This window comes from Marinomonas algicola (genome assembly GCF_014805825.1).
GTDB lineage: Bacteria > Pseudomonadota > Gammaproteobacteria > Pseudomonadales > Marinomonadaceae > Marinomonas > Marinomonas algicola.
Genome location: NZ_CP061941.1, coordinates 2,313,696 through 2,338,987, shown reverse-complemented (window position 1 = coordinate 2,338,987; position 25,292 = coordinate 2,313,696). Strand labels below are relative to the sequence as shown.

At 42.2% G+C, this 25,292-nt stretch carries 23 protein-coding genes and 4 tRNA genes; 16 read left to right on the top strand and 11 right to left on the bottom strand.

Annotation, left to right across the window (positions count from 1 at the left end; translation table 11 throughout):
* Nucleotides 1-101: 101 nt before the first annotated feature.
* Both IEZ33_RS10660 and IEZ33_RS10655 read left to right on the top strand, forming a co-directional pair.
* The gene (locus IEZ33_RS10660; protein ID WP_191600071.1) at nt 102-347 is read left to right on the top strand and encodes a hypothetical protein; all 246 of its coding nucleotides are present in this window, start codon (nt 102-104) and stop codon (nt 345-347) included.
* A 43-nt stretch (nt 348-390) separates the two neighbouring features.
* Nucleotides 391-966 (top strand): hypothetical protein, encoded by a 576-nt coding sequence (locus IEZ33_RS10655; protein ID WP_191600070.1) that lies wholly within the window; start codon nt 391-393, stop codon nt 964-966.
* Between the two features lie 228 nt (nt 967-1,194).
* Here IEZ33_RS10655 and IEZ33_RS10650 read toward each other — a convergent pair whose 3' ends face one another.
* Genes IEZ33_RS10650 through IEZ33_RS10640 form a run of 3 tightly spaced genes read right to left on the bottom strand, consistent with a single transcriptional unit; the run spans nt 1,195 to nt 3,246 of the window.
* Nucleotides 1,195-1,830 carry a hypothetical protein gene (locus IEZ33_RS10650; protein ID WP_191600069.1) on the bottom strand — a complete coding sequence of 212 codons (636 nt, stop codon included), beginning with the start codon at nt 1,828-1,830 and terminating at the stop codon, nt 1,195-1,197.
* A complete protein-coding gene (locus tag IEZ33_RS10645) occupies nt 1,823-3,028 on the bottom strand; it encodes an Arm DNA-binding domain-containing protein (protein ID WP_191600068.1) in 1,206 nt (401 codons plus the stop codon). Before IEZ33_RS10645 ends, IEZ33_RS10650 begins: the two co-directional genes overlap by 8 nt.
* 2 nt (nt 3,029-3,030) lie before the next feature.
* Nucleotides 3,031-3,246 carry a hypothetical protein gene (locus IEZ33_RS10640; protein WP_191600067.1) on the bottom strand — a complete coding sequence of 72 codons (216 nt, stop codon included), beginning with the start codon at nt 3,244-3,246 and terminating at the stop codon, nt 3,031-3,033.
* A 132-nt stretch (nt 3,247-3,378) separates the two neighbouring features.
* On the opposite strand from IEZ33_RS10640, the gene IEZ33_RS10635 reads away from it, so the two are divergent.
* Nucleotides 3,379-3,609, top strand: a complete 231-nt coding sequence (locus IEZ33_RS10635) for a helix-turn-helix domain-containing protein (RefSeq protein ID WP_191600066.1) — start codon at nt 3,379-3,381, stop codon at nt 3,607-3,609.
* A 351-nt stretch (nt 3,610-3,960) separates the two neighbouring features.
* On the opposite strand, the gene IEZ33_RS10630 is transcribed toward IEZ33_RS10635, so the two are convergent.
* A complete protein-coding gene (locus tag IEZ33_RS10630) occupies nt 3,961-5,097 on the bottom strand; it encodes an ROK family transcriptional regulator (protein WP_191600065.1) in 1,137 nt (378 codons plus the stop codon).
* A gap of 110 nt (nt 5,098-5,207) precedes the next feature.
* Here IEZ33_RS10630 and IEZ33_RS10625 point away from each other — a divergent pair, with 110 nt between their 5' ends.
* The gene (locus IEZ33_RS10625) at nt 5,208-6,479 is read left to right on the top strand and encodes a YbiU family protein (protein WP_206696842.1); all 1,272 of its coding nucleotides are present in this window, start codon (nt 5,208-5,210) and stop codon (nt 6,477-6,479) included.
* Nucleotides 6,480-6,501: 22 nt separating this feature from the next.
* Here the strand turns inward: IEZ33_RS10625 and IEZ33_RS10620 are convergent, their stop codons facing one another.
* Nucleotides 6,502-6,831, bottom strand: a complete 330-nt coding sequence (locus tag IEZ33_RS10620; RefSeq protein ID WP_191600064.1) for a hypothetical protein — start codon at nt 6,829-6,831, stop codon at nt 6,502-6,504.
* Nucleotides 6,832-7,142: 311 nt separating this feature from the next.
* Here IEZ33_RS10620 and umuD point away from each other — a divergent pair, with 311 nt between their 5' ends.
* From umuD to IEZ33_RS10600, 4 genes are all read left to right on the top strand, one after another.
* Entirely contained in the window at nt 7,143-7,589 is a 447-nt protein-coding gene (gene umuD / locus IEZ33_RS10615; protein WP_191600063.1) for a translesion error-prone DNA polymerase V autoproteolytic subunit, read from the top strand.
* Entirely contained in the window at nt 7,589-8,860 is a 1,272-nt protein-coding gene (gene umuC, locus IEZ33_RS10610) for a translesion error-prone DNA polymerase V subunit UmuC (protein WP_191600062.1), read from the top strand. The genes umuD and umuC overlap by 1 nt, the downstream gene beginning before the upstream one ends.
* Before the next feature lie 69 nt (nt 8,861-8,929).
* Nucleotides 8,930-9,352 carry a hypothetical protein gene (locus tag IEZ33_RS10605; protein ID WP_191600061.1) on the top strand — a complete coding sequence of 141 codons (423 nt, stop codon included), beginning with the start codon at nt 8,930-8,932 and terminating at the stop codon, nt 9,350-9,352.
* Nucleotides 9,353-9,418: 66 nt separating this feature from the next.
* Entirely contained in the window at nt 9,419-9,802 is a 384-nt protein-coding gene (locus IEZ33_RS10600) for an antitoxin Xre/MbcA/ParS toxin-binding domain-containing protein (protein WP_191600060.1), read from the top strand.
* Nucleotides 9,803-10,032: 230 nt separating this feature from the next.
* Here IEZ33_RS10600 and IEZ33_RS10595 read toward each other — a convergent pair whose 3' ends face one another.
* Nucleotides 10,033-10,326, bottom strand: a complete 294-nt coding sequence (locus tag IEZ33_RS10595; protein ID WP_191600059.1) for a hypothetical protein — start codon at nt 10,324-10,326, stop codon at nt 10,033-10,035.
* Between the two features lie 653 nt (nt 10,327-10,979).
* On the opposite strand from IEZ33_RS10595, the gene IEZ33_RS10590 reads away from it, so the two are divergent.
* The 5 genes from IEZ33_RS10590 to IEZ33_RS10570 all read left to right on the top strand — a co-directional run bounded on the left by IEZ33_RS10590 (nt 10,980) and on the right by IEZ33_RS10570 (nt 12,559).
* A tRNA-Asp gene (locus tag IEZ33_RS10590) sits at nt 10,980-11,056 on the top strand.
* Between the two features lie 53 nt (nt 11,057-11,109).
* Nucleotides 11,110-11,185 (top strand) — tRNA-Val (locus IEZ33_RS10585).
* 47 nt (nt 11,186-11,232) lie between these two features.
* Nucleotides 11,233-11,309 (top strand) — tRNA-Asp (locus IEZ33_RS10580).
* A 53-nt stretch (nt 11,310-11,362) separates the two neighbouring features.
* Nucleotides 11,363-11,438, top strand: a tRNA-Val gene (locus tag IEZ33_RS10575).
* 755 nt (nt 11,439-12,193) lie between these two features.
* A complete protein-coding gene (locus IEZ33_RS10570; RefSeq protein ID WP_191600058.1) occupies nt 12,194-12,559 on the top strand; it encodes a WYL domain-containing protein in 366 nt (121 codons plus the stop codon).
* A gap of 432 nt (nt 12,560-12,991) precedes the next feature.
* Here IEZ33_RS10570 and IEZ33_RS10565 read toward each other — a convergent pair whose 3' ends face one another.
* Together IEZ33_RS10565 and IEZ33_RS10560 are read right to left on the bottom strand one after the other, a co-directional pair.
* Nucleotides 12,992-13,870 carry a dihydrodipicolinate synthase family protein gene (locus IEZ33_RS10565; RefSeq protein WP_191600057.1) on the bottom strand — a complete coding sequence of 293 codons (879 nt, stop codon included), beginning with the start codon at nt 13,868-13,870 and terminating at the stop codon, nt 12,992-12,994.
* 10 nt (nt 13,871-13,880) lie between these two features.
* Nucleotides 13,881-14,657 carry an aldolase gene (locus tag IEZ33_RS10560; RefSeq protein WP_191600056.1) on the bottom strand — a complete coding sequence of 259 codons (777 nt, stop codon included), beginning with the start codon at nt 14,655-14,657 and terminating at the stop codon, nt 13,881-13,883.
* Between the two features lie 109 nt (nt 14,658-14,766).
* Here IEZ33_RS10560 and pdxR point away from each other — a divergent pair, with 109 nt between their 5' ends.
* Nucleotides 14,767-16,224 (top strand): MocR-like pyridoxine biosynthesis transcription factor PdxR, encoded by a 1,458-nt coding sequence (gene pdxR, locus IEZ33_RS10555; protein ID WP_191600055.1) that lies wholly within the window; start codon nt 14,767-14,769, stop codon nt 16,222-16,224.
* Nucleotides 16,225-16,454: 230 nt separating this feature from the next.
* Here the strand turns inward: pdxR and IEZ33_RS10550 are convergent, their stop codons facing one another.
* The 3 genes from IEZ33_RS10550 to IEZ33_RS10540 all read right to left on the bottom strand — a co-directional run bounded on the left by IEZ33_RS10550 (nt 16,455) and on the right by IEZ33_RS10540 (nt 20,326).
* Nucleotides 16,455-17,372, bottom strand: coding sequence for a LysR substrate-binding domain-containing protein (locus tag IEZ33_RS10550; protein WP_191600054.1), 918 nt, complete (start codon nt 17,370-17,372; stop codon nt 16,455-16,457).
* A gap of 238 nt (nt 17,373-17,610) precedes the next feature.
* Nucleotides 17,611-19,101 carry a CoA-acylating methylmalonate-semialdehyde dehydrogenase gene (locus tag IEZ33_RS10545; RefSeq protein WP_191600053.1) on the bottom strand — a complete coding sequence of 497 codons (1,491 nt, stop codon included), beginning with the start codon at nt 19,099-19,101 and terminating at the stop codon, nt 17,611-17,613.
* A 67-nt stretch (nt 19,102-19,168) separates the two neighbouring features.
* Complete coding sequence (locus IEZ33_RS10540) at nt 19,169-20,326, bottom strand: iron-containing alcohol dehydrogenase (RefSeq protein ID WP_191600052.1); 1,158 nt, start codon at nt 20,324-20,326, stop codon at nt 19,169-19,171.
* Nucleotides 20,327-20,797: 471 nt separating this feature from the next.
* Here IEZ33_RS10540 and IEZ33_RS10535 point away from each other — a divergent pair, with 471 nt between their 5' ends.
* Nucleotides 20,798-23,311, top strand: a complete 2,514-nt coding sequence (locus IEZ33_RS10535; protein WP_191600051.1) for a CoA transferase — start codon at nt 20,798-20,800, stop codon at nt 23,309-23,311.
* Between the two features lie 158 nt (nt 23,312-23,469).
* Complete coding sequence (locus tag IEZ33_RS10530; protein ID WP_191600050.1) at nt 23,470-25,203, top strand: BCCT family transporter; 1,734 nt, start codon at nt 23,470-23,472, stop codon at nt 25,201-25,203.
* Nucleotides 25,204-25,292 lie beyond the last annotated feature (89 nt).

The following is a 25,292-nucleotide window of genomic DNA, read 5'->3' as shown; positions in this document are numbered from 1 at the left end:
TCATAACCATGATATGGTAGCGGTCAGCAGTTCAAATCCCCCTAGTCTTACCAGATTTTACTTACTACTTTTTTGTATCTGAAATTGGCCCATTTTGCCCCATGTTATTTAATATTGGTGAAAATTCTGCTCTTTACGCTATTTTTCTAATCAATATGTACATGTTGGCAGAACCAAATTTAGTGGAATTCGCAGAACGGCTGAACAAAGCAATTCCAGGCACTTACAACTACCAAAAAACAGAAGAGTTACTGAATAGTATAGACACTCCAAGCTCAACAAATGATGGTAACCAAGGCTTTTACATAGACAGCGTGTTACAACCAGAAATGGATTGGACTAGCTAAGCTATTTTCTAGTAGTAATGAGTTTAAGTTGGCATCTGCGTCTTTGAGTAAACTTATTGAAATATACAATGAGAAAGGCTGGGCCTTAAAACCTGAACATGAAGAGCTTGTTCAACAAACATGGTTTGATGCTTCGTGCATAAGTGATCTCGATTTTAAAGCTGAAATAAAATTCCTTGCTAATAAATCACTTCAATACGCGACTGAAAAGCTAGAAATGGTTACTGGCATTATTGATTCGAATCATCGCTCAGGTAAAGGCTTTAGCATTTATGTAGATTTAGGTAATAAGCTAAGCGCTAGAAAAGGTCTTTTTTATGGTAAAGGGTTACCAGATATTGGTAGTTGGGTTGAAGTTAAAGTCGCTTCAGACCAAGGAGAGTCTGATGTCTTAGAAGTGCATAAGATTGATTACCAAACTAGCGAAAAAGTTGTAGAAATTGAAGATGACTTAAAGCTTAACCCTAAAGGGTTTGGTTTTGTGAGTGATGCCTTTATTGCCCCATATTTATTAAATGGCCTAAATGATGGCGAGTTTATAAAAGCTATAAAAATATGGGATAATGATCCCAAAAAAGGAACTGCGAGTTGGCGAGTAATTAAAGTGATTAAGGGCTAATGATAATGAGCGAAAATTAAGATAATAAGTGCACCACTCATGGTTAAGTAGGTGGCGAGAGGTCAACCGCGAATTCAACTCCGAAGTCCACTACTCTCTAAATTGCGCTGAGCTTCGTAGTTCATCGAACTGGACTTCCTTGAGTTTGCTAGAGAGTAGAAACGTCTAAAAATTAGTAAGCTTTTTCAATAAAGCCACTACATGATACTCATGTAGTGGCTGTTGATGTTAAAGGCCAAGTAGCTTTTTCTCCCAAATTTGATATGGCAATTTATTGCTCAATTGATTTAATAGCTTCCCAGTCGTACTTATGTCATCACTTTGTTTTTCAACTTGGTGTATCAGTTCAACGACTAGTTGATTGTCGTTTAATTGAGCAAGCTGGCTGCATAGGTTCTGTAGTTCATAGATCGACAGTTGATGGTTGAAGCTTGTCAGTATGCTAATACACAATGACTGTTCAGATTTTGATTGAAAAAACAAAATCCGGTGTTTTAAAGTTAGTAAACAGGCTTCTCGGCTTATCTGTTGTACAGCATTCTTTCCTTGAATAACTGGTTTTATTAAAAGCCCAGTAACAGGCTCGTACCATGCCAAGTAAAAGAACTGACCATTCCGATAGCGCTTTATGGCTGCTTCGAGTTGCACATAGTCACCCACGAAGTGGTTAATAGCTAAAAAGTTACTTCCGAGTAATCGAAGTTCGAGAGAGTTTTGGTTTTGAACATCTTTAATCGTTGCAATGCGTACTGGCCATCCTGTGTCTGTGATCTTTACTTTCACGGATTCTAATAGATAGCAGCCTTTAAAGCGTTTGCAGGTTGTCGCCTCTGACAAATTTGGCTGAGCATCTAAGCTATGCATATTTCACCTCTAACTTATTTTGTAATAGTTTTTCGATTGCTGAGCCATCCATTCTTGTTAGGTTAGGGACGTAGCGAGAATATACTCGAAAAAGCATCGAAGTATTGGCATGGCCCATTTGGCGAGCAATCCATTCAGGTGATTCGCCAGCAGCCAGCCACAAAGTTGCCGCTGTGTGCCGGGTTTGATAAGGGCGTCGTTTTTCCAATCTTAGGCGTTTGAGAAGGGGATACCAGATACGCTGAGTCACATTGTTATGTTTAATTGCATCACCATGGCGGTTGCAAAATACGAATTTTCCAAAATGTTCTGAGTGCTTTTTCTGACGCATCAAAGCGTTATAAACTGGCGTACTCATATGAATATCACGAACAGAGGACTCTGTTTTGGTTATGTCTTCCTCACCTGCAACTATTGTCTCTCGAATTTTGATTACCTTATGATCAAAATCTACATACTTCCATTTCAGCCCATCAATTTCCCCAGTGCGCATACCTGTAAAAAATCGGATTAGGAAGTAATCACGGTAATCTATACGCATGGTATCGAGGATCAAATTTACTTCTTCGATGGTAAAGGGATTTGCATCTGTTTTTGGGCTTTTAAGTGGTTTGATACGAATGTATGGCGTGGTAAAGTTATATTCATCGGCGGCGTCCTCAAATATGCGCTTTAGAGGATTAATAATCTTATTAATGCGTGTGTTGGCTAGGCTTTCTTTTCCATTTCGACCCGGAACTTTGGCGAGTGAGGTTCGAAATTTAAGAATGTCGTTTCGAGTGATGTCGTCGACTTTCATTTTTCCAAAGAAAGGCAAATAGTGCTTAGTAACAATACTTTCAATATTAACTATGTGAGAGCGACGCCAAGCAACCTTATTTCGATCAATCCATCCTTCAATGAACTCTTCAAAAATTGTAACCTCTACCTGGTTTTGCTGGTGTTTCCAGTCTTCAGGCTGGTGGGTTTTTAATTCTAAATCATCAAAATTGTTAGCGGATTTACTATCTGGGAAATGAGCGCTGTAACGAAAGGTTCCAGCTATAATCTCAGACTCAATCTGAACTAATGTGCGTTCGAGCTTCTTACGGTTTGCGAGGGTGGGTTTCAGGGTAGTTTGTTCTCGACAACGTTTCCCCATGTAACGAAAGTCGAGATAAAGGGTGTTGGTTTCTTTACGAATATTGATACTAGCCATAATTATGCCTCCTCTGTATAAGCCATAGCTAAGTTGTCATCTTGAACCAGCATGTCTTCTTCAATTGCTTCCCAAATGAATAGAATTTTTCTTCTATTGAACGGGCGAATATAGTGGCGCCCTTCTAATAGGCATGAGTCCAATAGCTCATTTCGAATAGTGCGAGCTGTGTAATGTATTCTCTCTGATAACTGTTCTGTGCTAAGGTATGTGTTCATGTCATTGTCCTTTTATTTAGTGATTCAACTATATTGTTAAATATGTTTAACAATATACACATACTAAAATGTAGGTTGATGTCTGTCAATGTCTTTTTGTTAAATATATTTAACGTTTGAGTGGTGGTGGGTTTGCTTAGGTTTAAAATTAAAGACTTAATTTCTAAAAAGTCGTTTGACGAAGATAGAAGAATTACAATTGGAGAAGTTGCTGAAGAGACTGGAGTGAGTAGGGTCACTCTCTCTAAAATGGCAAATCAGAAAGGCTATAATACAGTTACCGATAATTTGGATAAGCTTTGTATTTATTTCGAGTGTGATATTTCAAGTTTGGTTGAATTTATTCAGATAGAGCATGAATAGTTATATAAGATGTAAACACGTTCTTCTCATGAGAAAATTCACTTTTAATCTTCGGGGTTGACCATGCCGCATCTGAGAATAAATAAGCAGCCAATCCGAATACCTAAAAGCTTGGGATAATGCGAACAAGTCATTTCAATAAGAGATCACTTGATTTATCTAATTGAAAATACAAGAAATTTTATATCCACAACTGTTGAATAGCTGACTTATTCGCACCTTCCCTAAGCTAAATACAATAGTTTAGTATGTCGCAGGATGGGGTAGTCTACTAGCTCGTTGACCTTCATAAGCTGAAAGCCGTTGGCTCCCTATTTATTCAAGAAAAACGGCTTTTGCAACAAATTAAAATCAGTCTAGTTTGGTCACAGTGTCGTGTTCATAGAGTCGATAAAAACCCAGTTGGGCAATGTTATTGCCTCCATCAATTAATCCAAGCGAAAGCAAAGCCAGTTGATGTGCGCCTATTGCTGCTCCCGCTAACGACGCGTTATCCGGAGCCTGACTTAATTGAATGTTTATGTTTGGTAGAGCCTTGTTAAGTTGTGCGACAATGGCAAAATAACTTGTAGGATCAGCGGCAATTGGCCCACCTAATATCAACGTTTCGGGGTGTGTTATTTGGCACGTTAAACGAATTGCCTCATTTATTTCTTCAACCAGTTGCCTGTCTAAATTTCCCGATTTTAATAGGGCGTTATTGATTGTCATCCCCTGATAGCGGCTTTCCAATAAATGCTTACCGCTTTTTAGCGTTACATAGCCAATTTCTCCTGCCATGCCGTTGTCTCCTCGAATTAGAGTGCGCTCAAAAAACAGTCCGCAGCCAATGCCTCGTCCAAGAAATACGTAGATGAAGTTGTCCAATTGGGTCATCTCTCGTTCAGACAGAGTTGCCCAATTTACATCGTTGTCGATTACAACCGAACAATGAAATGCATTTTCAAGTTGCTGGATAAAATTGATGTCTTGGGCAACTGGAAACGGAGAGTTGGGCATTTTCACGACACTGCCATCTTTTGGATGAATAGGGTCGGCAACAGATAGGCCAATAGATAATAAAGGCGGTGTTGTATTTGTTATTACTCCTTTGATGGCGGACAGTAAATCCCTTGTATATTCGGCTGAAGTTCGTCCTTCAGAGTAGGTTAAGTGGCGTGACTGACATTCATTTCCTTGCAAGTCGGACAGTGTCAATTGTATGGAAACATCGTCGAGCACAATGGCGAGTGATGCACCACGTTGTTTGTTTATTTCGTACAACACCGATGGTCTTTTGGATGACTTGGTGTCCTTTTTGTGGCATTCGACAATCACTTGGCGTGCCAGAAGCCGTTGTGCTGACTCTGAAATGGTGGGCTTAGATATTCCTGTTTGACTAGCAATTGCGGCTCTGGACAGTACGCCTTGATGGCGAAGACAGTCAATAAAGGCGCGGTCGGTATTTATCGCTAAACTGCTAGGTTTATGTGCAATTGTCTTTGGCAATGAGGTTGTCCTTGATGTTGATAAAAAGATTTTACTTTACTTGAAGGTTACTCAAGGTTAATCTGATTTAACAAGTTAGGAAACTTTACTTATTTATTCTGAGGTTTGTCATGACAACAATAAAAAAGCTCCCATATTCCTCGCATAGCGTATTACCAAGTGATGTGCAGCAGTCCATACGAGAAATGAAAGTCAAATGGCGAGAGTCAATCGGAGATGTGCCTGCGTTGATGGCGAAAATTATGGCGGACTTAGAAAATGAGATTGAAGACATCGAACGCAGTCAGGCTCAAGGAAAGAGTGTTTGGCCAGAAATAACCTACGAACAAATTCATCGGCAAACGGTGCCAGAGTCAATAACAGCGTTGATCAAAAAACGGGGATGCGCTGTTATTCGAGGGCATTTTTCACCTGAACAAGCTAAGCAGTGGGACGAGGCTTTGGTGGAGTACGTAGAGATAAATGATTTCGACAACCAATATCGTGGCCCAGGCGATGATTTTTTTGGAACATTGAGTGCGTCGAGACCAGAGATTTTTCCCATTTATTGGTCACCTTCGCAAATGGAGGCTCGACAAAGTCCTCGCATGCATGAAGTGCAATGCTTTTTGAATGGCTTTTGGAAAGTTGAATCCGAAGGGCGGCGATGGTTCGATCCAGCGGTGAGCTATATTTACCCTGACCGTGTACGTCGCCGTTCACCGGGGACAACGTCAAATGGTCTTGGGCCTCATACCGATTCTGGAGCATTGGAACGTTGGTTATTGCCCGCTTATCAGCGGGTATTTCGTCACATTCTGGCTGGTCAATACGAATTGTATGACCCTTGGGATGCAGCGTATCGTCCTGATGTTAACGAGTACGAAGGGGGGACAACTAAGTGTTCTGCGTTCCGCACCTTTCAAGGTTGGACAGCATTGTGTGACATAAAACATGATCAAGGAGTTTTGTTTACCATTCCATTGCCTGCCGCGATGGCGTATTTACTGATACGCCCTTTGCTGGATGACGTAGCAGAAGATGAATTATGTGGTGTTTCGTCACATCGAGTTCTCCCTATTGATGAAAAATGGCACAGTTTACTGCTGCGCGCTAAAGCGTTAATTCCGGATCTGACAGCGGGAGATTCAGTGTGGTGGCATTGTGACTTGATTCATGGTGTTGCCCCTGTCAAGGATCAACAAAATTGGGGGAATGTTATGTACATACCTGCAGCACCAGGTTGCGAAAAAAATCGTCGCTACGCTCAGCAGTGTGCGGAAAATTTTAAACAAGGGTATTCACCGGATGATTTTCCAGAAGAACATTACGAGGCGAATTGGCAAGGTCGTTTTCATTGGGGGGAGTTGAGTGAGTTCGGTAAAGAGGGTTTTGGGTATTAAATGAAAGCAGAGGTATGAATATTTATGATGTTATATCTTCCAGTAGCTTTAGTAGTTGTTTGCCTTTTGTTGTCAGTTTTATTCGTCGGTTGCGGCCTGTGTCTGCATACTCTACTAATCCTAGGCCATCATTAGAGCGATATTTACTACCTGAAGAAAGCTTTCGAAATTGTCCTAAAGCAAATTTATATTCAGCTGAGGTTGCATCGTCAGTAGAGGCTAGGTCGAGAACGGAAAGAGCCGCTTCTTTTTCCTTGGCTATTACTAGAAAGAAAATTATCTGATTTATACTAGTAATACCGAATTCTTGGGCTATATGCAGAGCTTTTATGAGTTCCTGGTGTTCATTCATTTCTATCTAGGCTCTTTCGCTTTATGAGTATTTGGATTGTCGATTGTAATAGTTTCCATTACAAAGGTTATTTCGTAAACCTATCAATTGAGCTTAACAAATATTCAAGTTATTCAACCGGCTAATATCAGCATAATCAATAGCCCTGATGGACTGCCTGCCCCTAACTCTGGGATATCCTGGCAGTTTGCCTAGAGCTGTTTCCCTAATTTTTCTCTTAGAGTTTGGGATTTATCTTTTTGCGAGAATTAACTTGGCTATTCGTACTCTCTAAACGTATACTGTATATATATACAGTATTTTGGTGAATTATGCGTGTAACATATTTAGGTGTATCTGAATCGTCGGAGTTTATCGCAGCAAATAGTCTGCGAATTCCGCTTTATGTTGATTCTGTGTCAGCTGGGTTTCCTTCTCCGGCGCAAGATTTTGTTGAGCGAACGCTGGACCTTAATGACTTTTGTGTCTCTCACCCTGCATCCACGTTCTATGTTCGTGCACAAGGTGACTCCATGATTGAAGCTGGTATCTTATCGGGTGATGTTCTGCTGGTAGATAAGTCATTAACCGCTCGTCATGGTGATATCGTAATTGCCTGTATTCATGGAGAAATGACAGTAAAGACCTTGGAGTTACAGCCGAATGTACTTCTTCGTCCTAGAAATCAGGCTTATAAAGCCATTGTGATAACAGAAGAGTCAGAGTTCGAGGTTTTTGGTGTAGTAACCAGTGTGATTCGTAAGTATGAGCGTGGCTGATGCAAACAGTTTTTGCTTTGGTGGATTGCAATAACTTCTATGCGAGTTGCGAGAAACTGTTCAGACCAGATTTAAAACATACGCCTGTTGTTGTGTTGTCGAATAACGACGGTTGCGTGGTGGCGCGTTCAAAGGAGGCAAAGGTGCTGGGACTGAAAATGGGCGTGCCGATGTTTCAAGTTAAAGATGAGATAAGGCAGCACGGTATTGTGTGTTTTTCGTCGAATTATGTTTTGTATGCGGATTTGTCGAATCGGGTGATGACGATACTAGAAGAAGAGGCGCCACGGGTTGAGGTGTATTCCATTGATGAAGCGTTTATGGATTTAACCGGCGTTGATCATGTAACGGATCTGCTGGCGTTTGGTAAAAAGGTGAAAGCGAAGGTCGATCAATGGACAGGTATTACGGTCGGTATTGGTATTGCACCAACTAAGACTTTGGCTAAGTTGGCCAACCATGCGGCGAAGAAGTATCCGGCAACCGGTTCGGTGGTGGATTTGATGGAACCTGATAGACAAAAGCGCTTGTTGTCTTTGGTGGAAGTGGGCGATGTGTGGGGAGTTGGTCGTCGAACTATGGCAAAGCTAAAGGCGAGGGGGATCCATACGGCGTTGGATCTTGCTAACGCGGATGCAAAGGCGATGCGGAGCGAGTTTTCTGTGGTGTTGGAGCGAACGATTCGTGAGTTAAATGGTGTGTCTTGTTTAGACCTGGAGTGCGTACGACCAACAAAGCAGCAGATTATTTGTAGTCGATCGTTTGGGCATAAGGTGACAGAAAAACAAGAACTAAGAGAAGCAATTGCTAAATACACAACCCGCGCGGCCGAGAAATTACGAGGGGAGAAACGCCTTTGCAGAGTCGTGAGTGTGTTTATACGTACCAGTCCACATGTTAAAAACGAACCTTTCTATTCAAAAACTTTATCAGTCGAACTGCCAAACCCAACGGACGACACTCGAGATTTATTGGAAGTCACCAACGTGATATTTAGAGGTATTTGGCGTGCTGGTTATCGATATATGAAAGCCGGTGTCATGTTGGCTGATTTCTACGAACATGGAGTATTTCAGCAAGACTTATTCCGAGTCGAAAATAATAAGGTTAATTCAAAAGCCTTAATGGCTGTAGTGGATCACATCAACCAAAGCGGCCTCGGCAATATCTTTTTCGCCTCGCAAGGTGTATCTCCGCAATGGTCCATGAAACGAGAACATCTATCGCCAGCTTATACGACGAAGTGGGGAGAGTTACCAAAGGTTTTTTGATTCAAGGTGTAGAAAATAGAAATCATCGATTAATTAAAAATTCAAACGACAGTGACTGAGAGGTGCTTCATGAACGATGAAGGTATCAAAGAAAATGCCAGTAATTTGCCAGCAGACAAGATAATAGCAGCGGTTGTATTGTGGCTAGATGAGCAATGTCCACAGGAGCGTTGGGACTTATCAGATGAACAGATGTGCGTTCTTCTAGGTGGTATTACGGTTTCAACTTGGAAGCAATGGAAAGAGATCGCACAGACTAATGACAGTCTTCAAGTAGACCAAGAAACTATTGATACACTGGCGATGCTGGTAAGTATATACAAGATGATTCACCTAAGTTCACCACCTGGATTTAAGTATGATTTTTTCAAAAGGTCAATAAATCATCCGACATTTAATGGCAAATCAGCTAGAGAATTTATGTTGGAAAACCCTTCACTTGACGATTTTCTCAAGGTAAGAAATCATTTTCGGAGTAAGGTTCTCATATAAAAATAACTTATCCTTAATTACGCTTTTCATGTTAGTTATACTTAACAAATATGTTGGGAGAGAAGTATGAGCACTAAACAAAAAAATCATACTGAAAAAAGTATTGATATTAATGATATCGAGAAAAATCTTGATCTCGTTATGAGTGAGTCTAAAGATGCCTCGGTTGCCGTATTGAAGAACGGCGATTCGGTATTTTACTGTGTTCCAGCTGACACCTATGCCGAAATCTTAGAGTTAGTTGAAGCATCTGAAATGAGAGAGTTGAATGAAAAGGTTCATCAAACGGGTTTAGGGCTGTTTGGTGATGAAGACAAATGGAAATCATGGATTAAAGCACCTGCATTAGCGCTAGATGGTAAGTCTCCAGAATCGATTATGTTTACCAACGAGGGAATAAATCGGGTAAGCGATCTTTTGGGCCAAATTAGCCACGGAATTGTTGTTTAAGTGAGCAGTGTTGTTGTCTGACTTAAAGGGTTGATATTTAGTTCTTAAATATTGACTAGACATCCGCTCAATCAATTTGTATCAAACCGCCCAATGTCTTCAACGATACCTTTTCGGTCTGTCATAAAGTTGGGGGCTGCTTTTGCCTAGAGCGGTTTGCTCCGCTTTCAGTGTGCCTCTTAAGTGCCTTTACGAGATCGAACAATAAAAGGTAGCTCTAATTCATTGTGTTAGTCGATTAAAGCTTCAGCGAGTTCGTAATCCACATTGAGGAATAGTTCATCTGCGTGAGCAGTGTAAGAGTCTAGCCCTTCGAGTAGTTCTGCTTCACTTAGTCGATTGTCATTTACTTGGCTTTTCGCTTGCTTAATCATAATTCTGTTTCCCTCGGCACAGACCTTGATATTTGACCAACCATTTTTAGCCGCCATATCACGGATCACACCAACTATTTCTGCTTGAGCCTTTAGGCTCTCGTTTGCAGCCACCACTTCAAATATGTTTGAAAACTTGATCGAGTTCATAATGTACTACCTTAAAATATTATTGATTTGCAGTATAGCTTAGATCTGTCTGGGATGTTGATAGCAGTCGAAAGTCGGCTTTATCAGAGTTCTCTAATTTTCTAAACCCTGTTGTTGTAGAGGACATAGTTTTATGGTCAAAGTATTAGGTTGGTATATATGTGCCAAAAATCAGCTTTTCCCTTATAAAAATCTGTATAAATCAATTATACATGCAGTTTTTAGGAGGCGGGGATATGTTGTTGTATGCTGCTCATATAGAGGAAAGTAGCCAATTATAAGAAAAAATATAAATAACTATAGACATAGGGAATCATTGCTGTATCATCTGCGCCCGTTGTCGAGCGAAGATCATCTAGTTCGTAAAAATCTTGTTGTTCTCGCAAAGTAATTTTGTGACCATTTTTTTTCAAAAATTGGTTTAATGAAGCTTTGCGAAAGCATTAAACTTTTATTTTTATTCAATAAATTTTTTACTAAGCTATTGATTTTTAATGAGAGTTGGTTAGAATCGTCATCGTGGTTAGTTGAAGTAAGTTAAAGTTCTTTTGATTTATCGCCCTTACAAGGCGAATGTCGGGAGTTCGAACCTCTCCACACCCACCATCTAAAGCGATGTAAACGCTTCGTCGTCAGACGAAAAATTGATAAATGGAGCGGTAGTTCAGTTGGTTAGAATACCTGCCTGTCACGCAGGGGGTCGCGGGTTCGAGTCCCGTCCGTTCCGCCATTTATCCTAACGTGATAATTTGGCAAATTGTTTGAATGCGAAAGCATGAAAATGGGTGTGTAGCTCAGTTGGGAGAGCGTCGCCCTTACAAGGCGAATGTCGGGAGTTCGAACCTCTCCACACCCACCATCTAAAGCGATGTAAACGCTTCGTCATCAGACGCAAAATTGATAAATGGAGCGGTAGTTCAGTTGGTTAGAATACCTGCCTGTCACGCAGGGGGTCGCGGGTTCGAGTCCCGTCCGTTCCGCCATTTATCCTAACGTGATAATTTGGCAAATTGTTTGAATGCGAAAGCATGAAAATGGGTGTGTAGCTCAGTTGGGAGAGCGTCGCCCTTACAAGGCGAATGTCGGGAGTTCGAACCTCTCCACACCCACCATCTATTTATCTTCAGTAAATTCCATTCAAATCTTTGATTTTCAAAGATTCTTCCTTTCTTTATCTCGCAAGATGTTTGTGACCAATCTGTGGCCATATTTTTTTGAAATATGTTGTGTGACCGATCTGTGCCATAAATGATAATTCCTATTTCTTGTTGCCTTATTGTAAAAATATTTTTTATGTGTTTTTGAGGTTCGTACTAATAAGTCACAACCCCCCTAGTTTTCTCTTTTTGAATACCTTATTACCCCTTTTTTTATCTCAGCTAATTTGTAACGTTTATTGCTTTGTGTATTCGCCACGTTTTGTGTGAGTATATTTCTATTTGAAGTTGTGTGACTTAGGGTTTGTATTAATCGGTGCTCGTAGAAGTGTTGAGGATTGGTGGGCACGGGTTTGTTGACGATGCATTGGGTCGTATAAACGAGGGTTATTTTGTTTTAAGGTGACATCTAACTAATAATCAAGGTGCTCTCTAGGATAGAATTCATTTTAAATGTGCAATGAGTATATGAAATGGATTCTGTCATTCGATATATCAGCATACTGGAGCTAATGCCGATTGAGCCTAGACTTGGTATTACTACAAAAAGCATACTTAAAAAGCTAGAGGAAAAAGGCTTTTCGGTATCTTCGCGTAATGTGCAGTGAGACCTCTCTGCATTAGCTAAGCATTATCCAATAATTTGTAATGATAAGGTCCGCCCTAATAGGTGGTGCTTTGCATCAGACTATCAGGGAAGTTTCACTGCAATGGACGTATCCTCTGCATTGAACACTATCCTTGTTAACGAATATTTACTCGGGATAATACCAGCCTCTCTTTTATCTCAGTTATCTCCTCAACTGAATCGCGCAAAGAGCTTTATTCAATCTCAGTCAGACGATACGTATTCTAATTGGTTGGAAAAAGTCAAAATAGTACTTGATGGGAAACTTCTTGTTCCTGCACAGATTGAATCTGGTAGTTGGGATATTGTGTGCGAAGCAGTTATGTCAAATAAGGTGGTAGATGTTGAATACTATAGCCACTCTAAAGATAAAGTACACTCGTATACTCTACACCCTTACGGATTAATGATAAGAAAAAGTGCAACTTACTGTGCTTGGGTCTTATGATGATCACATTGATATCAGACAGTATGCACTGCATCGTTTCAAAAGTATGAAATTATCCTCTTCATGCTACCGTCCCAAGCCAAGTTTTTCGCTTCAAAAATACATAGATGCTGGTGAATCCGGTGTTAAGTACTCTAATGAGTCAATCCATTTGGTGGCCCTAGTTAATAGGATGTTGGCCAAAAGGCTTCTAGAAACCAAATTAAGTGATACGCAGGTGATTTTGGATACTGGACTTCCCAGACTTTACTAGACACTTACCCAACCGTGAGTGATGCACTTATTATCTGAATTTAGGACAATGCTAATTTGGTGCCACACTTTTCAGCAAAGAAATGATAATGTCCGAATTACCCCGCCACTCATATCAAAGCCCACCATTGATAGATAGAAAGGTTTACATAGCGTTTTGTAAACCTTTCTCATATTTGCTTAAACGAGTTCGGCTAACATGCCTTTCAAGCGGGTTTTGGCTAGCTCATTAAGGGGTAGTAAGGGTTTTCTTGGTCCTCCTACTTCATTACCTTGAAGCGCAAGACCTGATTTAACCGCAGCCGCCAAGCCAGAGCTTACGATAAATTCAAGAAACTCATACTGTTGATAAAAAAGCGCTTTAGCTTTTTCGCTCTTACCCTCTTTAACCGCATCAAACAGTTGCTTAGGCTGATCAGCTATTAGGCAAGGTGCTGCTGTACACCAACCACTTGCGCCAGCATTGAGCGCTTCTAAAGCCATGTGGTTACAGCCATTAAAAAAGGGGGTTTTGCCTTCCGATAGCTTATAGATTTTATGCATCCGTTGAATGTCGCCAGTGCTTTCCTTGATCATGGATGCGTTCTCGATACCATCTACCATTTTCAACATGAACTCTGGCGACATATCAACACCACAGGTTGCAGGGTTGTTGTAAATCATTATAGGCAGCGGCGTAGCATTCGATACACTCTCGTAGTGAGAGTAGATCTCGTGCTCGTTCAACTTGTAGTATGAAAAAGGTGAGAGCATGATCATATCTGCACCGATGTCATAGGCGTACTTCGCACAGTTGATAGCTTGCTCAGTGGTAAGCTCAGCAACGCCAATTACCACTGGTATCTTTCCATTAACGTACTTTACGGTGTACTCAGCAACTTGCTTCCACTCAAATTCACTCAAATAGGCTGCTTCGCCAGCACTACCTAACGCTGCGATCGCATCGACTTTGGCTTCAAGCAAGACATCTATGACTTTACCAAGCTTGTCTAAGTCAACGCTTTTGTTGTCATGGCCAAACGGTGTTACCGGATAGCCGATAATTCCTGATAGATTCATTGAATTTTCCTCATATACAGTTAGGGTGGTTTTTTAGTGTTTGTCTTACGTAGTACGCAAAATTTACTTTGTTTCGCTTGTCAGTAGAGGTCCAGTCATGCGCTTCTTTCGCCAGTTCTGGTGGTAAGGGTTTGATTTCACCCACCGACATCGCCAAAACTTGAAGCTTTGCAGCGCGCTCAATTAATACTGCTAGGTTGCAGGCTTCTTCGATGGTTCTGCCAGTAACGAGCTGGCCGTGGTGCGCAAGAAAAACGGCGCGCTTGTCCCCCAGGGCATTAGAAATCAATTGTCCCTCTTCATTACCGACAGGAACTCCTGGCCAATCAGCCACAAAGGAACAGTCGTCGTACAATCCACTCGTATCCATATGAGAAATCGTCAACGGTACGCCCACCATAGATAGTGCAGCGACATAGGTTGGATGTGTATGGATAATGCAGTTAACGTCCGGGTGTTCTTTATAGATCCAGGTGTGAAAACGGTTTGCCGGGTTAGGCATCCCTTCGCCATCCACTGGCTTAAGATCTTGATCTACGACGATTAAGTTCTCAGCACTAATCTCGTCAAAGCCCAGGCCAAATCTTTGAGTTAAGAACGTATTGGGTTCTTTAGAACGACAAGTGATCTGTCCGGCTAGGCCCGAATCATGGCCTTTATCAAATAGGATTCGACAGGTCAATGCTAACTTTTCCCTATCCGATAGACCGATGTCTTTGATAAGGCTTTGCATATCGCTTTCAGTGCTCTGCATCAGCTCTAATTTCGTTTTACTGGCTGTCTTCATGTTGCGTCTCCTCTTCAAGTGGTATTGACAATACGAGCAAGATACAGATAATCTGGTACCTAAATAACATCCAGTATTTATATTTTTAATGGTCCAGATGAGGGGTGAAATGTCTAATCCTTGGGAGACGAAGTTTTGGCTGGAAAGTAGCCCCGGCAAAACCTTCCATTCGAAGCTACTGAATAAGCTAACGACAGATATACAAGATGGTCGTTTAACTCCAGGCAGTATGCTCCCCGGGTCACGTTCTTTGGCTGAGCAGCTAAGCGTCAATCGAAAAACGGTTCAGCAGGTTTACGAAGAATTGGAGGTTCAGGGGTGGCTGGAGACTCGCCCCAGATCAGGCACCTATGTTTCAGAGACACTACCCGAACTAGGGCCTACGAGGTCTGACGAAAATTTGGTTAATAGCACGCATAAAGCCAAATCTCCGTCAGAACTGGTTGAAGTACTTTATCAGGATGCGGTGTGTTCCTATGACAGTGCTGTCACAGTTAATGACGGAACACCTGACTCACGACTAATACCGTATGAACTACTCGCGAGAACCTATCGAAGGGTTTGCATCAATCTAAGTCGCCACTCGAAGCTTGGATATGGCGATCCCAGAGGCACCATAGAGTTACGTGAGTCAGTAAGGAAAATGCTGTCTGGCGATAGGTTTATGAGCTGCTCAGTTGAGCAAATCTGCATTGTTAGAGGTAGTCAAATGGGGATATACCTCGCTTCAAGGGTGTTAGATCCAAGCAAAGGAGCTATCATCATGGAAGACCTTTGTTATCTGCCAGCAAGAGCAGCGTTTGAATCCAATGGTTTTAAAGTCATAACCTGCAAGCTTGATGAACACGGCTTGGATATCGAGAATTTACGAGACATATTGGCCAAGCATACCATTGCTGCCATTTATGTTACGCCTCATCATCAATACCCAACAACGGTATGCTTGCCTATGGATAGACGACTTGCTTTGCTGGAGCTCTCCAAATCATTCAAGTTCGCGGTACTTGAAGATGACTATGATCATGAATTTCATTATGAGAGCAACCCTATTCCGCCACTAGCCAGTCTCCCTCACTCGGAGAACGTTCTACATATCGGATCTATGTCGAAAGTGTTCGCACCGGGCCTAAGGCTCGGTTACATTGCGGCGGATTCACAGTTTATTGAAAGAGCTGCACAAGAGATTGTGCTGATCGATAGACAAGGAAATACTGTCTCTGAAATTGTTCTCTCGGAACTGATGGAGTCAGGGGAAGTAAGGCGACATATTCGTAAAATCCGTAAACAATATCAAACCAGAAGGGATTTTGCTGCTCAGGAGTTTAAGCGAATTTTTGGTGATAAAATTTCTTTTACTTTGCCTACTGGCGGTATGGCCATATGGGTAGATATTTCGAAACTCGTTAACGGGAGGACTTTAGAAAAGCTGCCTGGCAATGACTCGACGCTAAGTACACTCTATACTGGCGACCAAATTACACCTACGCATTTAAGGTTCGGTTTTGGTGCACTAAGCGAAACTGAAATTACACAATCAATAAAACAGTTGTCGAAAGCATTGTATTGATTGGTTGTTTTTCGTAATCAAGTAAGCCTTTTCTTGTTATGCTCTATGGCTATTTATCGACCTTCTTCAGCGCATGACCGAAACGGCATGGGACAGAAAGTTTAGTTGCTCTGCTGTCTTGGAATGCTTAGCGCATTTAGCCAATTGCGTTTAGATGTTTATATGTGGCTCGAGTCATTATTCAATGTCTTGATTTAATGATGTAAAAAAAGCTAAGGTAGCTCTTGGCGTTACCACATACCAAAACTATTATCGGTACTTTTTAACTGCTCAACTTCATCTAAAATCCATGCTTGAAACAATTCAGCATGGGGATGTTCAACGTCTCGATTAGAGCTTACTAAATAAAATGCTTCACAGGTTGGGAGTTTTGGTTCAAACGGAGCAACCAATTGACCTGTAGCGATCATTTCTTTAATCAAAGAACTTCTTCCTAATACGATACCTTCTCCAGATTTGGCGACTTCGAGTGCTGAAATTAATGTATCAAAATGAATGCCTTGAGACGAGTCAATATTTTGGAACCCTGTTTTGTTAAGCCAATAAGCCCACCCTTCGTTATATCCATCAACATGAAGCAAAGTGTGCTCAGAAAGTTGGTTTGGGGAAACGAGCGGTATCGGAGCAATTAAAAGGGCAGGGCTGCACACCGGAATTAGGTGATCCCATGTGAGTCTGTGGCAATTCACACCAGGACGGTCACCCATTCCGTAACGAATTTCCATGTCTGACTCTTTGTCGAGCTCTTCCAGCCAGATATTAGTCGGTAATCTTAACTTTACATGAGGGTGCATTCTTCTAAAACGCCCGAGTCGGGGTGCTAGCCAAGTTGTAAAAAAAATCAAACTAGAGCGAATGGTTAATGGCCTGGTCTGCCCTTGTCCAAAGAGTTCATCTGTCACTTCGATAAGTCGCTCTATAGATTCATGCACTATTGGAATGTAAGCGCGTCCTGATTTAGTGAGCTCTAAGCCCCTTGGCAAACGTTTAAAAAGCTCAGTCCCTAATTGAGCCTCTAACCCTTTTATTTGTTGACTGACGGCGGCTTGGGTCATGTTAAGTTCTTGAGCTGCTTGCGTGAAGTTTAAGTAGCGTGCAGACACTTCAAATGATCTGAGCCAATTAAAAGGAGGAAGTTTTTTTTTCATTTTTATACTTCTTAAGTTTACGAGTCTAGAGCGCCAAATAATGCTCGTTACCGGTTTTTTAAATCCTAAATCAAAAGGATTTAAATTACCGCATCTATTCGCTTGATAATTCATTTGGGCGATGAAATTTATTCAAACTAAGTTGTTAAATGCTCGAATAAACCATTTATTCAAGTTAATCAAAATAAGAAATAGGTCAGCACAAGTACTGACCTATTTACTTTAACTAATGGTTTTCTTAGCTAGGGAAGGCAAAAGAGACGCCCTCACGTACGCCGCTAGAAGGCCAGCGTTGTGTGATCGTTTTGCGTTTAGTATAAAAGCGAACGCCATCAGGTCCGTAGGCATGAAGGTCTCCAAATAACGAACGTTTCCAGCCGCCAAAGCTATGGTATGCAACCGGTACAGGGAGCGGTACATTAATACCTACCATACCTACTTGAATATGAGTTGAGAAATAGCGCGCGGCTTCCCCGTCACGGGTGAAGATACACGTACCGTTTCCGTACTCATGGTCATTAATAAGTTTCATCGCCTCTTCCATCGTCGCGACACGAACGACTTGCAGAACGGGACCAAAAATTTCCTCTTGGTAACTTTGCATGGAAGGTGTTACACAGTCAATAAGTGTTGCCCCCACAAAAAAACCGTTTTCAAAGCCAGAGACGCTAGGCGATCGGCCATCAACGACCACTTTAGCGCCATCCGTTTCAGCACTGTTAATATAGCCGACAACCTTTTGCTGGTGTTCACGAGTAATGACGGGGCCAAAATCATTACTTTTGTCACTGTGTTCACCCACAGTTAGGTTTTGTATAGCGGTTTGCATTTTTTCGACCAAAGTATCTGCGGCTTCGTCTCCAACGGCGACAGCAACTGACAACGCCATGCATCGCTCACCGGAGGAGCCAAAGGCAGCGCCTAAAAGTTGGTTTACCGCATTGTCTATATCCGCATCAGGCATCACAATTGCGTGGTTTTTAGCCCCTCCTAATGCTTGACAACGCTTGCCATTGGCGCTGGCTGTAGCATAAATGTATTCGGCAATTGGAGTTGAACCTACAAAACTTACGGCTTTAATTCGGTCATCAGTCAGTAATACATCAACGGCTTCTTTATCACCGTTAACAAGGTTTAGTACGCCATCTGGCAAACCTGCTTCTTTTAATAATTGCGCAAGAAACAGAGTCGAACTAGGGTCTCGTTCCGAAGGTTTTAGAATGAAGGTATTGCCACATGCAATGGCAAGCGGAAACATCCACATAGGAACCATGGCAGGGAAATTAAAAGGGGTAATGCCAGCTACGACACCTAAAGGCTGAAACTCACTCCAGGAATCAATATTGGGTCCAACATTTTTACTGAACTCACCTTTTAAAAGTTCAGGTACACCACATGCAAATTCTACATTTTCAATGCCCCGTTGTAGCTCACCAGCCGCATCATGACAAATTTTTCCATGCTCTTGACCTATCAACTCACAAATTTTATCCGCGTTTTGTTCTAGCAATTCTTTATAGCGAAACATGACTCTGGCTCTTTTAATCGGTGGCGTATCACGCCACGCAGGGAAGGCCGCTTGTGCTGCTGAAATGGCTTCTTCTACTGTTTCTTTAGAGGCTAAGGCTACCTGCTTTGAAACCTCACCTGTCGCTGGGTTATAAACATCTTGTAGGCGCTGAGTAGTGGTGACTAATTGACCATTGATTAGGTGTCCGATGGTGTTCATTGTTATTCCTCTAATATCGTTAGTATCGTACTGAATTATTTATGTGACTCGGTTACGCAGTGGTAATTCACCAAAGCTGTTTGTAAATATCGATAATTTGTTCCGCAGATGGCACGACAGGGTTATTATTAGGCGAGCCAGACGCAAGAGCTTGCTCGGCCATCGTCGGCATTAAGTCAAAAAACGGCTGCCGGTCAATACCAAATTGCTCTGGTGTGGGCACTTGTAATTCATCGTTAATGGCTCTCAGTTCAGCGATCAATTTTTGATTGGCCATTTCATCTGTGTCAGCTTGATCTGCGACGCCTATTGCCCGTGCACAATCAGCGTACTTCTCAATGGCACTTGGGATGGAAAACTCGGTTACAGCAGGTAATAACATGGCATTTGAAAGCCCATGAGGTACATGAAAGGCGGCACCAATAGGTCTACTCATACCATGAACTAGAGCAACAGAGGCATTAGAAAAGGCAACGCCCGCAAGGGTAGAACCTAACATCATCGCTTCACGGGCTTTGCTATCGCCGCCATCGTGATAAGCGCGGCGTAGATTAGGGCCAATTAACTTCATCGCGGCAATAGCCTGGCTATCACTGTATGGGTTTGACTTCTTACTTACATAGGCTTCTATCGCATGAGTTAATGCATCAATGCCTGTATCAGCGGTAATACGTGCCGGTAAACTGAGGGTGAATTTGTAATCGACAACAGCGGCTACTGGCATAAAGCCAACCCCAACACAAAGCATCTTTTCGTCATTCATTTCATCGGTAATGATGGTGAACCGAGTGACTTCAGAGCCTGTTCCAGCTGTAGTTGGCACGGCAATGATAGGTAGCCCTTCTTCATTTACAATTCTAGGGAATTTATAATCGCGCATCTCACCACCAAGCTTCCCTAAAATACTAATGGCCTTTGCACTGTCGATTGGGCTACCTCCCCCTAGTGCAATAATACTGTCAAAGTGGCCATTACGAACGGTTTCAACTCCAGCTTGAATTGAGCTAACCGTCGGTTCTGGCACGGTATCGCAAAAGACTTCTGAGTTGATTTGATTATCTTGTAAGCAAGATTGAACCTGTTTAGCGTAGCCAAGTTCAACCATCATTTGATCTGTGATGATGAGGGGGCGAGAGCACCCTAAACTGTTCAGGATGGTAGGAATCTCTAAACTGGCATTTTCTCCTACCTGTAAAATACGAGGCAAAATGATTTCGTTAGACATATCGACGGCTCCACTTATTGTTATTTTTAATTTGTCTTGATGATTTCCCAACATCGGCAATACGGATATTTATAGTGTTCGGGCACACCCTCAATTACCGCAACCTTAGGCTACGAAACAACGTCATTGTTATGAATAAGTTGAGGTCTTTAAAGCAATAAAAAATCACCCTTAGGGTTGGATTTTTTTATTGCTCCTACCTTGGTTTCTGGTGGTTCTCTTAGGATTTTTATATATATCAGTTGGTTATGAAATAAGTGCCTTCTGCTCTCGAAAAGGTATAAAAAAACATTACCCATTGGTCTCGTTTTTATTGCTAGTAGCTGACTAGGTGGAATTCTAGTATTCACCGAGTGCTGATTTTTACAGTACCTACGAAGTGGCTTGGCCCTAAAAAAACAAAAATAAACATCATTCGTACTGGTTTTCTTTATCCGTAAGAAGACGTTTTTTTACACAGGATCAATAGAGATGAACAATAACAATCAACTACCTCTTATTGGTGTTCGAGTCGTGGACTTTGGACAACAAATTGCGGCGCCCGCTGTTGCCATGACGCTAGCCGATCTTGGTGCAACAGTAATTCATATTGACCCACCACAAGGTCCTCAGTGGGTCAGTCCTGCCAATGCGGTGTTAAATCGCAACAAGCAATGTATTACTCTAGACCTGAAATCCTCAAAAGGACTCAGTCAAGCAATGAAGCTGATTGATGAAGCCGATATCGTAATAGAGAATTTTCGTCCTGGCGTTTTGGCTAGGGTAGGTATTGATTTCGAAGAACTCAGAATGGAACGTCCAGAGCTTATCACTCTATCAATACCGGGTTTTGCCAGTAATGATATGTTAAGGCGGGAATGGAAAGCGACAGAAGCGATTATCGCCGCTACTTCAGGCTCCTTTACTGACATGGGGTTCAACCGAGTCCTCATGGGTATTGAACCAAGCTTTTCACCGGTTCCCTTAGGCTCTTCCTACGCCATTTCGCTTGCGGCGAGCGCTGTGATAATGGCCTTATACGAGCGAGCTCATCATGGTCATGGAGATCATATAGAGGTACCGGTGGCGGCCGCATTAATGGAGGGACTTTCTTACAATTCTTTTGTGATAGATGGGTTGCCTGAACGCTACAAGACCATGCGTGAACATGAAATTGAATACCGTCATGAGAACGAAATCGAAATGGATCTCTCTTATGAAGAACTACAAGAATACTTAGATCCATTTTTTCGCACTTATGATTGTGCTGACGGTGGTAAATTTTACTGTGTTTGTCCATCTCATCGCAATCATGCCAAGCGTGCTTTACAAGTATTAGGCGTGTACAACGAGCTCATTGCTGAAGGATTTCCGGATGTACAAGACTTGCATGCACCTGTCCATGAATGGGACGGCGAAACCTCACTTGGTGTATACCCATTGCCGGCCAAATGGGCTGGGGTGATTTCAGGGAAAATGAAGAAAGCTTTTTTAACCAAAACGGCCAGTGAATGGGATCGTATCTTTGGTGAAACTGGCATTCCTGGCGCTTCTCAGCGTACAACCAAAGAATGGTTGCACGACGATCATACCAATCAAGCTGGCTTGATTATTGAGGTTGAGGACCCTGAATATGGTTTGATGAAGCAGCCGGGACCTTTGGTTTGGTTTGAGCATAATGCGTCTGCTTTTATGCAAGCTAAGGGCAGAGAATTTGTTGATTTTGAGACAGCACTGGATCGATTATGCCGTTCGAAGTCGCCATTTTCAGACGCGTTACCACAAAGAAGTCAGACGGCCAGTCAAGAATCGAAGGGCTGGTTAGATGGTAAGAAGGTGCTTGATCTCACGAATGTGATCGCGGGTCCACACTCGGCCGCTTTTTTAGGACGGTTTGGTGCAGAGGTTATTAAGTTGGACCCAGTAAAACCGCTTTATGATCCGCTGATAGGGTGTCTTTATAGCTTTCAAACTGACATGGGTAAAAAGAAAGCGCTCGTTAATATCATGACTGATAAAGGGCGAGAAGTGTTTAATCGACTGGTAAAATCTGTTGATTTAGTTCTTATTAATGCACCTGAGCGTCAGCTTGTGTCATTAGGGTTGGATACAAAGAGCTTACTTGAGATTAACCCAGAGGTTCTTTTTTGTCGCTTGGATTGCTTTGGTGGCCCATTGAAAGGACCTAAGTCAGATTACATTGGTTACGACGATATTATTCAAGCAAACAGCGGTATCATGATGCGTTTTGGCGGCCGTGATACGCCTGAAGAACATGCTCATGTTGGAACGTTAGATGTTAACTGTGGCTTTGCGGCCGGTATGGGAATGGCTCTTGCTATGTACCATCACTTAACGACAGGTTGTGTCAGCCGAGTTAGAACGTCTCTTTCTGCCGTGACCAATATGGCGCAAATCCCCTTTATGTTTGATTATAAAGGAAGAGAGCCATTTAACGAGGCGTCTGGTCGTACAGCACTAGGTAATCATCCTTTATCACATTTCTATGAAACAATGGACGGTTGGATTTTCCTTGATTCGGACTATAACGAGTTTGATAAAATAAAGTCATTAGAAGGGTTACACGAACTTGGCGATACGCCAGATCTCCACAAATATTTACAGCATGCGTTTAAGCAAGCCGCTACGTCACATTGGCTTAACCTACTTAGAGTAGCTGATGTTGCTGTGGCTGAGCCAAATTCAATTGAGACGTTACGCCACGATTACAGTCGTATTCATGATGGTGAAGTGGGAACACATTTTGGTAGCTATGCGTTTTCTGTTTACCCTGAACATCCCAGTGGGCATTGTTTTACTCAAATTGATCACTATTCCATTCGGCCAAGTCGGGCGTTAATACGAGCAATAGCGCCTACTGAAAAATTTGGGCATTCAACCAAAAAAGTCTTAGCCAGTGTCGGCTACAGTGAGCCTGAAATAGAAGCCATGATTAAGGATAACATTGCCAGCTTAGGTTGGGCCAAAGAGTACTTGCCGAGTTAGTTAAACAAAGAAAAAATCATGAGTAGGGTTGATTTGATCGTTCATGGTAATTGAGCCATTAATTTCGTTATGGAGAGACCCTATTTTTCTAGTTTGTTATATCAATTTTAGATTAATAATATGACGTTAAGACAATAAAAAAAATAAAGAGGTTACCAATGCTAAAAGATAAAGAGATCGATGCCCTCATCTCCCAGCGGGGAATGTTAAAAGGGCTTAATACAACTCTGGGAATAACAGCCTTAATTATGGTGGTTGTGTTTATTCTCTATACCGTTTTGCTCGGAGAAATAGCCAGTCAGCAGTTCATAGGCTTGAAAAGCTGGATAGAAGAAACGTTGGGGTGGTATTACATCCTTGTCATGCTACTTGCTTTCGTTGTCTGCGCGACGTTAATGGTGAGTAAAGTGGGTGCAATTCGATTAGGTAGAGATAACGAAAGACCTGAGTTTTCAAACTTTGCTTGGTTTTCAATGCTTTTCGGCTGTGGTACGGGTGCAGGCATGCTGTTCTTCTCCATGTCGGAACCCATGATACATTTTGCCAGCGGCTGGAGCGGTGGTAACCCTTTCATTAGTACCGAAGTGAAAGAGGCCGTAAGCCGTTTTTTCGAAGCTAAACAAGCGGCACTTGCCGCAGGCATGCAGCCAGGAGATGCGGGTTTTCCTATTCCTAATGATCTTGTGGCTGAGGCCGCTGTTGGTGGCTTAACGTTAACTGTATTTCACTGGGGCGCTGTTGCTTGGGCGATGTATGCCATAGTCGGATTGTCGTTGGCCTATTTTTCTTTTCGAAAAGGTCTTCCACTTTCAATTCGTTCTGCACTTTACCCATTAATTGGTAATAGGATTTATGGCCCGATTGGTCATGCGGTTGATATATTGGCCGTTTTTGGCACCATCTTCGGTATTGCCACCACATTAGGACTGGGTGTAGAGCAGATTAGCTCGGGACTAATTTCGCTGAACGTTTTAGCTGAAAGATCCACCATGGTGACCGTTCTATCCATTGTATTTATTACCTTAATTGCCACCTTGTCTGCCACTAGTGGTGTCGCAAAAGGCATTAATATGTTGTCTCAGTTTAATAGTTACATCTGTATCGCTATTATTTTGTACTTTCTTTTTGCATCGAATGCGAATTACTTGATTGCAAACAGTTTGACTACGTTAGGTGATTATGCATCTCAATCTCTTTCTATGACGCTTTGGACGGCTCGCAGCAGTGACGAGCAAACTTGGCAGGGTGGATGGACTATTTTCTATTGGGGGTGGTGGATTGCATGGTCCGCCTTTGTAGGTATGTTTATTGCGCGTATTTCTCGTGGACGTACTATTCGTGAGTTTGTTATGGGTGTTGTGTTTATTCCAACGCTCGTTTCTTTAGTGTGGTTTAGTGTGATTGGTTCAGCCGGTATTCATGCATCCATATATGGGGCAGACATGAGTATTTACAACACTTCTGTGAATAATTGGGATTATGCAGGAACCTTGTTTACCGCTTTTGAAGTACTGACTCCTGGCGTTGCTGCGACAATTGCTAAAGTCTGTGCGCTGGTTGTGGTTGTGGTGTTTTTTGTAACGGCAGCCGATTCAGGCACACTGGTATTAGGTCGATTGCTGTCATTTGGTCGTCGCCCTCCGGTTCAGCAGCGAATTCTTTGGGGGACTTTACTTGGTGTAGTAACCCTGATGATTCTACTAATGGGTGGAAGCGAGGCATTAAAAGCCTTGCAAGCGGCTTCAATCGCTGGTGCATTGCCTTTTACCTTTGTCATCATTGCAATGATGTTCGGTTTAGTTAAGTCGTTACGCAAAGACAGCGAAAGCTTTGTCGCTGATGAAGAGCAAGTGAAGAAAATAGTGGAAAGGGAAATAGCGGATCTTTCGTAAGGAAGATCATTACGAAGTTATGCTTCTTCCTTATTCGTCAAAGTATCAGGTTAAGGGTGTATTGAACCTCTAGATAGGAAAGAGGTTCT